We start from the raw sequence: 13,043 nt of genomic DNA on the forward strand, positions 1-13,043 counted from the left end.
AATAGCCGCGAGTATGCCGTTCCAAGCCGTCGCACCGATGCTCGTGAGCGTCACAAACCTGCACAAATTTGTAACGAAAAAGCCTGTTGGAATGGATGTGAGAGGGCGAAGACTTGGAATGACTTGGGCAACCGGAATCCCCTAGCTGCGATGTCGGTCGAGCGAGCGACCAATATGGTCGACATCGGCCGCTGAGAGTGTGAGCCAGCGCCCATGGCTGTCGGCCCAGCGTCTCAATCTCTGCGCGTCGCATTATTGGCCATCCACCACCAGAAGAAGGCCCCAGCGGTCGTGCGGATCGGCCCTGTGAGAATGACCAGGAGAATGTCGAGTCCACCATCTGCACCCGAACATCCCGCGAGGCATGATCACTTCGGAGGGTATCGGAGGAAAGATATTCTCCATTGTCATCAGGAGGGCGATAACAAAATGTCCGAGCTCCCCGACAAGTCCAGTGATGCACTGCGTCATGGCCGTATCTCAGATATTGGGCATTTGCTGTGCATGGGGTACCTGCAGCGCCAGCCATGACTCACAAAAATTGCATTGCGACGAGATCAGGCGAGCTTGAGCCCCTCCTGGTTCATTCGGAGCGTAAGATCCTGGCTATCTTCTTTTGCCAAGGCAGCCTTCAGCCGTGGGAAAAGATCATGCTCTTCCTCGTGCATATGGGCTTGAATGTGCTTACGAAAATTCGCCAACTTGGCCTGAAAGGCGCTATTGTCGTTCACAAGGTCATTGAGCTCATAAAGATATTGTTTCACATAGCCATGCTCAGCATTGAGCGTGTCCGCCTCTGCCACTAACCCGTGTTCGCGCATGGCCGGATAGATCGCATTCTCCTCCTCCAACGCGTGTTTGCCTAGGGCATGTTTGAGCTGCGTAAGAAGCATCGTTCGCTTGGTTGAAGCATTTTCGCCTGTCTGGGCCAGACCGTCGAACAGTTTGAGCGCCATTTTATGCTCGAGCGCGAGCGCGACGTCCCAATCGCCAGCTAATGCGCTTGGCGCCTGAACAGCAAGCTTTCGCCCAAACATAGCAAGGACCGCCAGGCTGGCACCAATGCCGATATGTTTGAGCGACACCGAATGATTATGCGTTGCCATGGTTCTCTCCTATGCTGTTTCTTCCTCAACCGTATTGGGGCGAAGCTGTTCCCGTGGCGCAGAGATGGCCGCTTGCGCTTAAGCATGGTCAACCTGCTGATCGGCGCCAAATGGGGGTTTGTGCCAGCCGAACATATGGACCAATCTGCAGCCGATTTGTTCTGGTCCTTTCGCTCGAGGCCAGAGCGAGCCTGTCGCAGCGAGGGGCTATCTGACCAACACAGGTTAAGCGCGAAACGCCTGGGTTAGTTTCGTCGGAACACGCACGTCATTGGCAGGTTGCTGACCTTAAGCGCGGCGAGGGTGTGTCTGCGATCGATGCGCTGAGCACCAGCGCGCTCTTTTGGATACTCAGGATTTCAAGGAGATGATTATGGCGGACCTGACCAGCGTCGTTGAGCATATGGAGATCATCGGAGCCGATGGCGTCCACATTGGAACCGTAGACCGGGTCGAGGGCGACCGGATAAAAATGATAAAGGCCGATAGCGGTTCTCATGACGACCATCATCATTTCATTTCGACCGGCCTCGTGGCCGTAGTGGAAAATGGTCAGGTGCGACTTTCGGCAAACGCCGATGCCGCCGTCCTGCTTGAGGAGGAACAGGACGGGGGGGCCATAATGGACGAGGATGGATTAGCAAATGGAGAGACGGGGTAAGCAATGACGGACATGGTAGGCAGGTGCCATGAGGACGAACGCGTCCTCATGGCGCACGAGCAACTGATGCGGAACTGGCAGACAGCTTTCAGTGCAGAGATTGAAAATCCATCGCTCTTCGGACACTCGTTCATTGAGGCGATGGAGCGGCAAGTTAGCTCGTCGGCATTTGATCCACAGGTGGCCTCGTGACAAAGTCTCCCAAGGCCGGCGATCATGTGTCGTGGAAGAGCCATGGCGGCCAGGCAGATGGAACCGTCGTGAAGAAAGTTACAAAGCCCTTGCATATCAAAGGACACAAGGTAGCCGCCTCTCGAGATAACCCGGAATTCATCGTGGAAACGAGAGGGGCAACCGCGCTGCGCATAAGCCTGAGGCTCTCACCAAGCAGAAACCCTGAGCGAGCAAAGTCATAGTCGAAAGGATTTCCATTATGCATGACCAAGACCCTCCGTCCTCGCGGAAAAAGGAAAAAGCCGGCTGGCTCATTGCAGTAATTGTGATCCTTGTTGCATTTTTAATCTTCGTGGGCCGCAATTTCTGGCACGGCGAGGAACTTCAGGAAGATCAGTCGGTCGGGGACAATCTGGCTACCGAACATAGTGGGCCGTCTTACAATCAAAAGCCATGAGGGGATCGCCCGCACCGCAAGTAGCAGGAGGAATACCCATCGATGTCCCTTTGGAGGCCGGGAAAACCATTATGTTCCTCGGCGGCGAAGCCTGACCATATCTAATCTTCGTGCGGGAGCGATTGCTGAGCGCGTGCCATCTCCTCTAACATGCGCGCGCGCATCGCATATTGCTGGGCCATTTCCCAATGAAGGCGCTTGGCAAGCGGGCTTCTGATTCTCTTGGCGGTAGCCAGTTCTTGAAGTTCACGCTGCCGAAAATAGGCCGCGTCGTCAGGACTGTTCATCCTCATCATCCCTTATTCCTTAACCGGAATGCTGTGGCTTCGGCACAGAGATTTCCATTACATGGATCAAGAAGCAGCGTTCATGGGCCAAGATATTCTGATTCACGCAATCGTCCGGAAACAAAAAATTGGCGCTTCTCATAACCTAGGTGAGCAACCTTCCTGCAAAGGGCCGGACACGACTTCGTTCTCTTGTGTTGAAGCAACAGGACAGGAGGAGTGCGACCATGCCGCGCGGAGACAAGTCGAGCTATACGGACAAGCAGAAGCGTAAAGCCGGGCATATTGAAGAAGGCTATGAGGAGCGGGGCGTCGGCCGCAAAGAAGCCGAGCGCCGCGCCTGGGCTACTGTAAACAAGGAATCAGGCGGCGGCAACAAATCTGGATCCGGCCGTGGCAGGGCAGAAAAGCATGATTCCGCCCGAAAGGGTGGACGGATCGGCGGAGCGAGCCAAAGCCATGAGAAGCGGTCTCAAGCCGCCAAGAAAGGGTGGGAAACGCGTCGCAAGCGGGCAAATGGCTGATGTCTATTCAAAAGATGATATCACTCCATCCTGATGTCGGACAGGATTTCAATCCGCTTCTGGCTACTGCGGCACGTCATGCGATGTTCTGCGCGGAGATGTGTGTTTCCTGCGCAGACGCGTGCGTCGCGGAAAAGATGGATATGGCGCAGTGTATCCGGTCTTGCTTGGATTGCGCAGATGTCTGTGCCGCAACAGGCCGGGTCGCTGTGCGGCGTACGGGGCTCAATATCGAGGTTGTTGGGATTATGCTCGAAAGCTGCGCGCGTATTTGTGAGCTGTGTGCGGCAGAATGCCGTCGCCACGAGCATGAGCATTGCAAACTTTGCGCCGATATGTGCCGCGAATGTGCGGCAGACTGTCGTGCCGCGCTTCCAACCGTCCTATGAGGACGATCCGCGCTACTTGGGGAAGCCGAAAAGGTCGTGGCCTGGTGCCGGAAACCGATGAACTACTGGCAATAGCCATTTTCACGCAAAGGCGGCCTCCAGCGCGCTACGCAACTGCTTGGGAGTGGAAGGCTTGCTGCAGATTTGAGAGCCGGGATAACGATCAAGAAGATCTGAGACATCAGCATGGCCTGAGTGGAAAATTATCGGCACTTTGGCAATATGGAGACGATCAGCTACCGGAAACACCTCGCCGTCCTTCAAACGTACATCGAGGATCGCGCAATGCGGCATGCAGCGATCGAGGGCTTCACTGGTCTCGGCGACGGACGCATAGGGACCGTCGAACTGATAGCCGGAATCTTCAACGATGGTTTCCAGGTCAAGCGCGACGAAAAATTCATCTTCAACGATCATAACGGTAGGCACGGCTACTCCAGGATAGTTTCCGGCAGTTTCAGGACCAGATGAAGGTCATAAACCCCCATCTCCTGTTTTAGCTCCCCTTCCAGCTGCCTGACCGACGTATTGATCAGCACAGTGCCAAAACCTCCTTTATTTCGGGGTGGAAGGGGTGAGGAATTCGTTTCTTTCCAGAAGATCGTGAGGTGATGGTCGGCTAGTGCCCACCCGATGGTCAATTTGCCCTGTGGCGTGCGCAAGGCCCCGTATTTAGCCGCATTTACTGTCCATTCGTGAAGGATAAGCGCCACGCTCGACAAGGCATCAGAGGAAATTATGATGTCACTGCCCTCGATTTTGATGCGAGCTTGCCCTGAATAGGCCTCCAAAGTTGTCTCAACAAGAGCGCGCAGGCAGACAGACTGTTGCTCGCCTGACGGCGATGCAAGGGAATGGGCTCGGCCCAGCGCCGCTATTCGATCCCGCACATCTTCGCAGTAGGCTCTAACATCATCATGCGTCCGCGCAGCGACCGACATGATTCCGCTCACGATCGCAAAGAGGTTCTTAACCCGATGGTTCAATTCTCGCAGCATCATCGCGCGATTTTCCGCAAGAGAAAGTTCCGGTGTCACGTCGATCGTTGCCCCGATCAGTCGAGTAGGGACTGAGCCCCTTACCACCTGCGCGAAGCTTTTGAGATGTCTCTCCCTGCCGCCTGACCAAAGGCAATAGGTTTGTTCGAACACGGCGTGGGACGATGCTGCTTCACGCAAAGCGCCTAGCACGCGATCACGGTCCTGCAGGTCGATCGCGGCACCAAACATATCGATGCTCGCCCTGCCGTCTTTAAGACCAAGCAGTGACTGATGCGTCTCGTCGAGCATCAGTATGTCATCATCGGCGCATAACTCGAAAACGCCGATGCGGCCAGCTTGGGTCGCAAGTTTGAGGCGTTCGCGCTCAACCTCGAGGTCGTTTTGCAACTGGAGAGCATGAGAAATGTCGGTCAACACAAGCGTGGCGCCGTCTATTTCACCTTGCTGGGTCCGATAGGGCAGGGCCCGAAGCGAATAGGTCCGCTGACCGTCTTTGGATAAGATCTGCCGGCGAATGTCGTTACCCGAAGCCGCAACGCTTCTAGCATCGTCGAGATAACTGCTATCGGCCAGGCGGGTGGACACATCGGCTAGCGGGCGCCCGCGGTCGGAAGCTTTCATTGGGAAAACCCCCACTGCAGCTTGGGTGAAGTTCCGGATGCGCAGGTCACGATCAACAACGATAACCGCCATATCGGTGGATTCAAAGAAATTGCGTATGTCCGCGTTGGCGACCGTCAGCTGCTCAACCTTGTGCTTGAGCTCATCATTGACTGTCGAAAGCTCCTCGTTTGTCGACTGAAGCTCCTCATTCATGGACATCATTTCTTCGTTGGAACTTTTAAGTTCCTCATTGGCGGTCTCAAGTTCCTCTACGGCAGATCGCAACTTATGGCGGGTAAGGCGCAACTCTTCCTCGAGCGCGTCCATGTGGTCGCCGCCCGCTTCAAGATCATCGATATCAGGGGCATCGCTGACTACGAAGCTTCCGGTGTCGCGATAAATGACAAGAAAACTTTTATCTGGCAGGGGATCACAAATTATCTCGATGGGCTGGGTCCCAAAGTCCGTAACGACTGTGATATTGCGCGCTGCGGTACGCCGCCCTGTATCGCGAGATTGACGCAGCAGTGGCCCGAGTGCCTCGCGCAGTCCCGGCCGCGCGAGATTGAACGCGCTGATCCCGCCGGTGCGCGTAACCGGAAAATCGAAATAGCGGCCCAGTTTACCATATGCCGCCAGCACAAGGCCATCTTGGTTGAGGATCATCGATGGCGGTGCGTAACGCTCCGCGAGGCGGGTGACGGCATCTGAGGTCTGTATCGGATCGGCATGATCATTGCGCCGGCCGTAGCTTTCGTCTCGCCGCCGGACCGGGCGGTCATGCATCGGCAGATCTAGTGGATAGCGACTGCCGCCCTCGCTGCGCTCAAAGATCCGCGAATGATGATCGATTGCTGGGAACAGCTGATCGAAGCGGCCTATGCTTTCGGATGGGCCAAGGAAAAGATAGCCGCCAGGCCTAATCGCATAATGCAGAAGCGGCATTACGGTTTGCTGCAAGCGCTCGTCGAAATAGATCAGCAGATTGCGACAGGACACAAGGTCAATCCGCGAGAAGGGCGGATCGCGGACGATACTATGATTTGAAAAGCGGATTAGGTCCCGAATGTGCCCGGCGATTGTGAAATGATCGCCATGGGGAATGGTATAGTTTTCCTGAAACATACTCGGCATGTCGCCAAGCGCCGAGGCGGGATAGCGTCCCTCGCGCGCGACTTGCAGCATCTGTTCGTCGATATCGGACGCAAAAATCTGCACCGGATTAGGTACATCAAGATTTCGCGCAGCCTGCGCGAAAAGCATGGCAATCGTATAAGCTTCCTCACCGCTTGAGCAGCCGGGCACCCAGACCCTGATGTCCTCGTCAGGATGACGATTGCGCAACAACGGTTCGATCACTTTGGTTCGCAGGGCATCAAACATCTCGGCATCGCGGAAGAAGCGGGTTACGTTGATCAGAAGATCCCGAAACAACGCTTCGCATTCAGAGCTGTCAGCGCGAAGCCGATGCAAATAGGCCTTGCCAGATTTGATGTTACGCACGTGCATGCGCCTCTCGACGCGGCGTATGAAGGTCGATTTTTTATAGCCTGCGAAATCATGTCCGACAGCCTTGCGCAAGGTAGCGCACAAATCTTCTATATGATCCGCAACCTGCCCTGCCTCCTCTTCCAGTACGTCTAGACCGTTTCGGTCGAAAAACGAGAGCAAGCAATCGATGATCTGGTCCGGGGGGCGCACAAAATCGACCAGTCCCGTTCCGACGGCGGCAGTGGGCATCCCGTCGTAACGCGCGGTGTCGGGCTGCTGCGCGATGCTGATGCCGCCATGTTCCTTGATCGCCCGCAGCCCTGTCGAGCCATCTGCTCCCGTGCCAGAAAGGATCACGCAGGCCGCATTTCCTTGCTGATCGCTGGCAAGTGAGATAAAAAAATCGTCGATCGGTCGCCGAAGCCCGCGAGGCTGCGCGAAGTCGGTGAGGGCAAGCCGGCCTTCCTGGATTGCCAAACCTCGGCCAGGCGGAATGATGTAAACCCTGTCGGCAAGAATCTGCTCGCCGCCTTCGCATTGCAGGACGTCAAGCTCTGTCGCCCTGTCGAGCAGCTGTGCGAGCATGCTTTCATGGGTGGGATCGAGGTGCTGGACCACGACAAACGCAAGGCCTGTCGGAGCTTTGGCAGCGCCCAACATTTCGCGTAATGCTTCCAGGCCTCCGGCCGAGGCCCCAATGCCGATGATAGGCACAGGCGACTCTTCCGCTTCGGACATAGCCGATCCTCTGTCTTGCGCTGATGTCATTGAAAAAAAGCTCAACCCTCTAGATTAGCGAGCATCATTTTAGCCTGAGCTATCATATGCGCGGAATTGGCAATTGTCGTCAGCGAACCTTCGATAATCATCCCGGTTTCCGCGACGAGAGGGGTGATTGTTGCGAGCGTCTCATTTAGAGCTCTGTCATATTCCTCGAGACGTTCAGGGTGCGCTCGGCTCACATCAAATTGCGATGCGAAAAAAAACTGCGTCAAGCCATCCGGGCTACGAAGCCGCGACATGTAAAGCAGGTTTACAAACACGCTCCCGCTCTTTTTAAAGTTTACAATAGGCGTGCGGACATTTGGCGCAGCGTCATTTTCGAGAAATGCGCGTAAAGTCGCGCGCGCCTCGCTGTTATCCGCGTCGCGCTGCAACAGCCTGCAATTACGGCCTATCACTTCCTGCGAAGCATATCCAGTCAGCTTCTCAAAGCCAGGGTTTGTGAGAATTAAAGGGGTGTCATCATCCGTTGAAGCCAGCGCCAGCGCGATTGTAGATTTGTCAAAATATGCGCGTAAATGGGCCGGGACATCAAATGGTGCATATTCTGACATCTGGTTCTAAACTCCTGAAGCTCGTCACCCCCGTGGTTTGAAGCTGGATCCTTCTGCCCGATTCCGCAATATGGCGCTATCTTCATCTGGAGCCTGCCCCTTCAGTGTAACCCTAGGCGTCCAAGGGCCCTTGGAGCTTCATTCAGTCCTGACGTCGTTTGTTTCTGGTAGATGGGGCTTGCGCGTGGAGAAACGAAGTCGTGACCTGTAAAAACATTGCAGTTGATATGCGACTATTGAATGCATCAGTTCCACTGCGCGCCAAAGCAGGGGGCTGCCACCATGGTGTGGAAGAGTGAGGGGAAGTTGCAAACCTTCTAGCCACGGCAAAGGGAAGTCGGTCACATCCATTTACGATCTTAAAGCGACGTGCGTTGGGCAGGGGCAATCGTTGAGACGCAAGGAGGGCATTCGGATTGAGCGCCCGCTCAACCAAGGGAATTGTCTCGGCGTGGCGTCATGCCTTTCGAGCTTGAAATCCCTTCCCAAGCTTAAGCATGATATGTCGTGCCATAGAGCCCCCTCAGGTAAAAAAGAGCGTATCTGACACCTACTCCTCGGAGCAGCGCATCGAAATCTAGCTGCAGATATGTCCGCGATGATTTCACGGCACCGTCTCCCACAAGCAGCCCAATTTCCTCCAGCATATCATGACGAGCCTGCGCCCCGGCGGCCGTAGTGTTGCCCGACAACGTGCTGTTGGAGGGGGGCGCGGCTGAGGCAATCGGTAGGCGGCTGCTCAAGGACTTCAATTTCTACATGCTGCTGTTCGTGCCGACCGGTATTCTTTACAAACAGGGCGTGAAGGCGAACGTCCTGTTTGTCGAAGAGGTGGCAGCAGGCGAGCGCACCGCTCCCGAGGAGATGAGCTCTATCATTCCTGCGCCAAGCAGCGCCCCGCGAAAATTATCAGCAAATCCTCCAGCTCTATGCCTCGGTAGATAATGAGCAAAAATATCGCTGAATATTTTTTCACCGCAAGTCATATAGGTAATTTTACGTTTTGCTGGATTACCGCGCCGTGACGTTGGCGGAAGACCAATTCTTAATTTCGATCAACCGCCGTGTTTCTCGCCTCGCGAAAACACCCATTCGGCTTGTTAACCATCCATGTCCAGGCCTTGTTCATTGCGACATTTGCTAGAACGTTCGGGTAAATTGGAGGCAACCATGGATGCGGCGCTGATCTGTGAGAGGTTCGAACGCTGGCCAGGGTCATTGGCCGGCCAGTTGTTGTGGGGAGGCACAATCGAGGACATCACTATCCATAAGGTATCGGAATATGGGATCGTCTTCTCGGCTCTCTATGTGCCGCACGTAAATTCGCCAGTTACTCTCTTATTGGATGAGTATCGGGCAGAGGCCATCATCAGCTCCCGGAACGCGAAAAGGGGCGCAATGCTCTTTGTCCGGCCGGCCAGCAAGCAGTGAGCATAGAGCCGGGGTTGGATCTCATGTGTAACGATTGATCCGCCCGATAAGGACGATGGCAGAAGCAACATGAAGCAGGGCGGCTGCAGGTTTAATGGTTCGGTCGAACCCTTCTGCGTCGATCCCGATCTGCTCTTGGGTTCGGACCGCATGGCGGACCAGCCGACACAAAGCATCAAAATGAGGGCTGGTGATTTTCGGTGACAAAAAACCAAAGGGCGTAAGGCTCAGGCGGGTTCAATGCGCTCGATGTCGATCATGTCGAAGTCCGAGCCCAGGCCCAGGATCCGCACCCGCTGGCTAAGGAGGTGGCGGCAGGATTTGATGCAATTTAAGCGCCATTCTCCGCCATCATCGACGCGCATCACAGGGGAGGCCGGCGCTTAGCAAAATGCCGACAAGCTCATGATGAGTGCTGTGCGGCATCTCAGTTGCGCCTCCTTCGCTTGGCTCGGGTCTCGGAACCAGACTCGGTCTTGTTATGGTCGCGGGGCTGCTCGAAGACCCAATTGAGATAGGCGGCGATGCGGATGCCTGCATGTTTCAGCCGATCGTCAAGCTCGAGACGGTGCTGATAGGCATAGTCCCATGACAGGTTATTATCTGCGGGATAAATGGTCTTGCGCAGTGCAATACTCTCGCCAATCCAGGTATGCGGATCACGGTCATTCCAGGCAATGACCTGCAAGGGGGTGATTGCGCGCGACAGCCAGTCGGCCAGTTCGGAATAGGAAAGCGAGCGCTGCTCGATCATCGCGCTGTCCCACACCGAATGAAGATTAGTCGAACGACCAAACCAGCTAACCTTCACATCATTGCCCCCCCGGTCATCCCCGCCGCCGGCATGGAGCGGCTGGTGGAGGTCGCCGATGATATGAACGATGAACCGCAGGGCGAGGCGCCTGTCGTCAGCCGAGACAGAAGGATCGCGGAGCGTGGTGGTGAAACGGGTTAGTGCCGTCATGGCGTCTCCTTGGGCAGGTGCGTCGCCGCTGCTATAGGCGTCGCCCTCCCGGACCGTCACATAATGCCAAACACTGGCCTGCTTCTGCCAAAAATCGGAAGGATCGGACTTCATGTCATCAGGCCAAGTCGCCGCCTCGGCCAGATCCTCTTCCCCCAGCAGAAGCTCGACATTGGCCCGCGCGATACCACTCAGGTTGCGCTCCGCAATTGCGCCGGTCACCCGGTGGCCAATGGGTCCCCAGGCAAAAGCGGAAGGGGTGAGGGCAGAGGTCGTCAGCCCAATAACGAAGGCTGCTATGAAGGTCTTGTACATGATCCCTCCATAGCCCGCGCGCAGCATGAATCTAGGGTCTGGGTCAGCGTTATGCCCTGCACCTTTCGACAATCTGGCGCGGACATTGTCCAGGCGCCTTCCTGAACACAGCCTGCCTCGTCCGAAAAATTTCTGCTCCTGTGAGGCATTCGCACCTTCGCGCGGCAAATATGATTAGATGATGTGGCAAAGGGATTTCCATTATGCCCAGCAATAGATTGACCCGGCTCAAGCGCCTCCGCCTCCAACTCGACATTGACCGGCCCGTGGCGAAGGCGGGCCAACCAAGGCCCCGACCCGCCGCCCATGTCCCCAAGCTAAAAATATCCCACAATGCGGCAAGCCCGACGCGACGCAATCTGCGCCGTGCCCGAGGTTCGCGGGGCGATCAGCCAAACTAGGGAGCGCAGCGTCCGGTAGATACGCTGATGCTTACTTGCCGGCAGCCTCTCTGACAGAAAATACAGGACGCTGGACGGATTCGTCGCATTGTCCATGATCTGTTTGGGATTTTGCCATAGGCCGGGCCGGGATGGACCGCGAATCGCTCAGGCTGCGCCGCTTCCCAAAAGCCATGAAAGCACTTTGCATGATCGTATGCATGGTGATGATGGGGCTTGGGTGGTCCTCCCCCGCCTCTTCGGAAATGCTGCGGATCGGCCATCGCCTATGTTATGCCGTAAGCGAAATGACAATGCCCCGCGATGTTATGCCTTCAACATTCTCCTGTGCTGGGGTGCCCGAGGGATATCAAATGGGAACGCTCTGGCTTCGTGCCTCCGTGTCCCCCGACACCCACAAATCTGACGATCTCTCGCTGATCGTCCACAGTTCGCGCTTCGATCGCCTTATCGTGGCATTCACCTATGCCGATGGCATAGTTGAACGGCAGGATGTCCGCAGCGGTGATTTCGGGATCCATTGGCGTGCAGGTGGGCAACTGGTCTTTCAGGCGCCTCATCGGGATGCTCAACTGGCAGCGGTGACCCTCCGGTTCGACAAGGTGGCCAGTGCACGTCTGCTGCGTATCCGGTTGGTTCAGCGAGGCGAGGAAAGTACTCAGACGACCGGATTGGCCATTTTGATTGGTGCCGCACTCGTGCTTCTGCTCGTTGGCGCAGTCTACAACGCTTCCCTTGCGCTGGCCGTACGGAAGCAGTTCTCCGCTTGGCAGGCCGCATGGGCTGCCTCGATGGTGGCCTGGGGGGCATGCTGGTCGCAGATCCACCTCTTCGTCTTTCCTAAAATGGCCGGCGCACTATCAGCCCAAATCTGCACCGGCCTTTCCTGCCTCGCGATTGCGCTTGCGACCTTGAGCGTCGTTACAGCCCTAAACGACGTGCATCTTAGCCGCTGGCTCCGACGAACTGCGCTCGGCTTGTCAGGAGCGGTTGTCCTGCTCGGCATTCCGCTGTCCATGATGCGATCAGGTCCCATCGACCAGCTTGGGGCAGCCCTTGGTATGCTGGTCCTTGCCGATCTGGTTACGGTCGCCTTTTCGATCGGGCAGGCTTGGCGGCGTGGCAGCCACGAAGCCCGCAGCTTTGCGGGCGCATGGGCGGTGCCCATGCTTGTCCTTGCCTCCACGAGCTTTTTTGACGCGGACGCCATGTTTTGGGGCGCAGGCTCGCAGATCTTCGTGCTCTTCGCAGCCGCGTGGCAGACGCTCTGGCTTTCGATCGCTGCATCGCGGGTTTATGCCCGTATGCGCGTGGAACGCGATCTTGCGTGGCAGGCTGAGGCGCAAGCACAGGAACTGGCACGCCGCGACGCGCTCACTGGTCTGCCCAATCGGCGTGGCTTCATCGATCGGGTCGAAACAATCCTCGACCATATGAGGAACGCGGACGAAACGGTGGCCATGCTCCTGATCGACGTGGACTGGTTCAAATCCATCAATGATGTTTATGGTCATGATGCGGGCGATGTTGTGCTGCAGGGAATAGCGCGCTGCCTTGCCCCTGAGGAAAGTTCCGTGTGCGCAGTTGCCCGGTTAGGCGGCGAAGAGTTCGCCATGCTGGTCGCCGGAATGGAAAATGTCGCGCTCATGCGTTTTGCAGAATTGCTCCGCGGCAGAATAGGCAGCTACGATCATGGTGCGGTTATTGCCAGTCGCGCGGTAACGGCGAGCATAGGGATAGCAAGGGCCGAGAAGGCAGCCGACTTTCATTCCCTGTACCGCGCGGCGGACGAAGCGCTTTACGAGGCGAAGCGATGCGGACGGAACCGGGTAGCGATCCAGCTGCTGCATGCACCCGAGCCGTCTGACAATGTTCGTCGCCCAGTTGCTCTGGAAAGCTGAA

Annotated in this window: 15 protein-coding genes; 8 read left to right on the forward strand and 7 right to left on the reverse strand. The window is 56.3% G+C overall.

What is annotated here, in order from left to right:
• Positions 1-557: 557 nt before the first annotated feature.
• Positions 558-1,106 (reverse strand): hemerythrin domain-containing protein, encoded by a 549-nt coding sequence (locus JQK15_RS16165; protein WP_214866428.1) that lies wholly within the window; start codon positions 1,104-1,106, stop codon positions 558-560.
• 373 nt (positions 1,107-1,479) lie between these two features.
• On the opposite strand from JQK15_RS16165, the gene JQK15_RS16170 reads away from it, so the two are divergent.
• From JQK15_RS16170 to JQK15_RS16180, 3 genes are all read left to right on the forward strand, one after another.
• Positions 1,480-1,767: a DUF2171 domain-containing protein gene (locus JQK15_RS16170; RefSeq protein WP_214866429.1), complete on the forward strand. Its 288-nt coding sequence runs from the start codon at positions 1,480-1,482 to the stop codon at positions 1,765-1,767.
• Between the two features lie 260 nt (positions 1,768-2,027).
• Entirely contained in the window at positions 2,028-2,183 is a 156-nt protein-coding gene (locus tag JQK15_RS26915; protein ID WP_353047212.1) for a hypothetical protein, read from the forward strand.
• A 17-nt stretch (positions 2,184-2,200) separates the two neighbouring features.
• Positions 2,201-2,398, forward strand: a complete 198-nt coding sequence (locus JQK15_RS16180; RefSeq protein WP_214866430.1) for a hypothetical protein — start codon at positions 2,201-2,203, stop codon at positions 2,396-2,398.
• 101 nt (positions 2,399-2,499) lie between these two features.
• Here the strand turns inward: JQK15_RS16180 and JQK15_RS16185 are convergent, their stop codons facing one another.
• Positions 2,500-2,685: a hypothetical protein gene (locus tag JQK15_RS16185; protein ID WP_214866431.1), complete on the reverse strand. Its 186-nt coding sequence runs from the start codon at positions 2,683-2,685 to the stop codon at positions 2,500-2,502.
• Positions 2,686-2,912: 227 nt separating this feature from the next.
• Here JQK15_RS16185 and JQK15_RS16190 point away from each other — a divergent pair, with 227 nt between their 5' ends.
• Positions 2,913-3,209: a plasmid stabilization protein gene (locus tag JQK15_RS16190; RefSeq protein ID WP_214866432.1), complete on the forward strand. Its 297-nt coding sequence runs from the start codon at positions 2,913-2,915 to the stop codon at positions 3,207-3,209.
• Positions 3,210-3,223: 14 nt separating this feature from the next.
• Positions 3,224-3,598, forward strand: coding sequence for a four-helix bundle copper-binding protein (locus JQK15_RS27680; protein ID WP_502956826.1), 375 nt, complete (start codon positions 3,224-3,226; stop codon positions 3,596-3,598).
• Positions 3,599-3,679: 81 nt separating this feature from the next.
• On the opposite strand, the gene JQK15_RS16200 is transcribed toward JQK15_RS27680, so the two are convergent.
• The 3 genes from JQK15_RS16200 to JQK15_RS16210 are packed head-to-tail and all read right to left on the reverse strand — an operon-like array spanning position 3,680 to position 8,030.
• Positions 3,680-4,015 carry a response regulator gene (locus JQK15_RS16200; protein ID WP_214866434.1) on the reverse strand — a complete coding sequence of 112 codons (336 nt, stop codon included), beginning with the start codon at positions 4,013-4,015 and terminating at the stop codon, positions 3,680-3,682.
• 14 nt (positions 4,016-4,029) lie between these two features.
• The gene (locus JQK15_RS16205) at positions 4,030-7,431 is read right to left on the reverse strand and encodes a chemotaxis protein CheB (protein ID WP_214866435.1); all 3,402 of its coding nucleotides are present in this window, start codon (positions 7,429-7,431) and stop codon (positions 4,030-4,032) included.
• A 41-nt stretch (positions 7,432-7,472) separates the two neighbouring features.
• Positions 7,473-8,030 carry a PAS domain-containing protein gene (locus JQK15_RS16210; protein ID WP_214866436.1) on the reverse strand — a complete coding sequence of 186 codons (558 nt, stop codon included), beginning with the start codon at positions 8,028-8,030 and terminating at the stop codon, positions 7,473-7,475.
• 678 nt (positions 8,031-8,708) lie between these two features.
• Between JQK15_RS16210 and JQK15_RS16215 the strand changes: the two genes are divergently transcribed.
• Both JQK15_RS16215 and JQK15_RS16220 read left to right on the forward strand, forming a co-directional pair.
• Positions 8,709-8,975 carry an N-6 DNA methylase gene (locus tag JQK15_RS16215; RefSeq protein ID WP_214866437.1) on the forward strand — a complete coding sequence of 89 codons (267 nt, stop codon included), beginning with the start codon at positions 8,709-8,711 and terminating at the stop codon, positions 8,973-8,975.
• A 225-nt stretch (positions 8,976-9,200) separates the two neighbouring features.
• Positions 9,201-9,461: a hypothetical protein gene (locus JQK15_RS16220; protein WP_214866438.1), complete on the forward strand. Its 261-nt coding sequence runs from the start codon at positions 9,201-9,203 to the stop codon at positions 9,459-9,461.
• A gap of 227 nt (positions 9,462-9,688) precedes the next feature.
• Here the strand turns inward: JQK15_RS16220 and JQK15_RS16225 are convergent, their stop codons facing one another.
• Positions 9,689-9,826: a DUF5818 domain-containing protein gene (locus tag JQK15_RS16225; RefSeq protein WP_251007796.1), complete on the reverse strand. Its 138-nt coding sequence runs from the start codon at positions 9,824-9,826 to the stop codon at positions 9,689-9,691.
• Positions 9,827-9,888: 62 nt separating this feature from the next.
• The gene (locus JQK15_RS16230) at positions 9,889-10,740 is read right to left on the reverse strand and encodes a S1/P1 nuclease (RefSeq protein WP_214866439.1); all 852 of its coding nucleotides are present in this window, start codon (positions 10,738-10,740) and stop codon (positions 9,889-9,891) included.
• Between the two features lie 532 nt (positions 10,741-11,272).
• Here JQK15_RS16230 and JQK15_RS16235 point away from each other — a divergent pair.
• Positions 11,273-13,042 (forward strand): GGDEF domain-containing protein, encoded by a 1,770-nt coding sequence (locus JQK15_RS16235; RefSeq protein WP_214866440.1) that lies wholly within the window; start codon positions 11,273-11,275, stop codon positions 13,040-13,042.
• Position 13,043 lies beyond the last annotated feature (1 nt).

The sequence above is a fragment of the Sphingobium sp. BHU LFT2 genome, from assembly GCF_018604485.1.
Lineage (GTDB): Bacteria > Pseudomonadota > Alphaproteobacteria > Sphingomonadales > Sphingomonadaceae > Sphingobium > Sphingobium yanoikuyae_A.

Bases quoted from the DNA above. Each gene is read 5' to 3' on its own strand.
- JQK15_RS16230 (WP_214866439.1), bottom strand. From the start codon at position 10,740: ATGTACAAGACCTTCATAGCAGCCTTCGTTATTGGGCTGACGACCTCT.
- JQK15_RS16225 (WP_251007796.1), bottom strand. From the start codon at position 9,826: ATGCGCGTCGATGATGGCGGAGAATGGCGCTTAAATTGCATCAAATCC.
- JQK15_RS27680 (WP_502956826.1), top strand. From the start codon at position 3,224: ATGATATCACTCCATCCTGATGTCGGACAGGATTTCAATCCGCTTCTG.
- JQK15_RS16190 (WP_214866432.1), top strand. From the start codon at position 2,913: ATGCCGCGCGGAGACAAGTCGAGCTATACGGACAAGCAGAAGCGTAAA.
- JQK15_RS16235 (WP_214866440.1), top strand. From the start codon at position 11,273: ATGGACCGCGAATCGCTCAGGCTGCGCCGCTTCCCAAAAGCCATGAAA.
- JQK15_RS16210 (WP_214866436.1), bottom strand. From the start codon at position 8,030: ATGTCAGAATATGCACCATTTGATGTCCCGGCCCATTTACGCGCATAT.
- JQK15_RS16180 (WP_214866430.1), top strand. From the start codon at position 2,201: ATGCATGACCAAGACCCTCCGTCCTCGCGGAAAAAGGAAAAAGCCGGC.
- JQK15_RS16185 (WP_214866431.1), bottom strand. From the start codon at position 2,685: ATGAACAGTCCTGACGACGCGGCCTATTTTCGGCAGCGTGAACTTCAA.
- JQK15_RS16220 (WP_214866438.1), top strand. From the start codon at position 9,201: ATGGATGCGGCGCTGATCTGTGAGAGGTTCGAACGCTGGCCAGGGTCA.
- JQK15_RS16170 (WP_214866429.1), top strand. From the start codon at position 1,480: ATGGCGGACCTGACCAGCGTCGTTGAGCATATGGAGATCATCGGAGCC.
- JQK15_RS16205 (WP_214866435.1), bottom strand. From the start codon at position 7,431: ATGTCCGAAGCGGAAGAGTCGCCTGTGCCTATCATCGGCATTGGGGCC.
- JQK15_RS16165 (WP_214866428.1), bottom strand. From the start codon at position 1,106: ATGGCAACGCATAATCATTCGGTGTCGCTCAAACATATCGGCATTGGT.
- JQK15_RS16200 (WP_214866434.1), bottom strand. From the start codon at position 4,015: ATGATCGTTGAAGATGAATTTTTCGTCGCGCTTGACCTGGAAACCATC.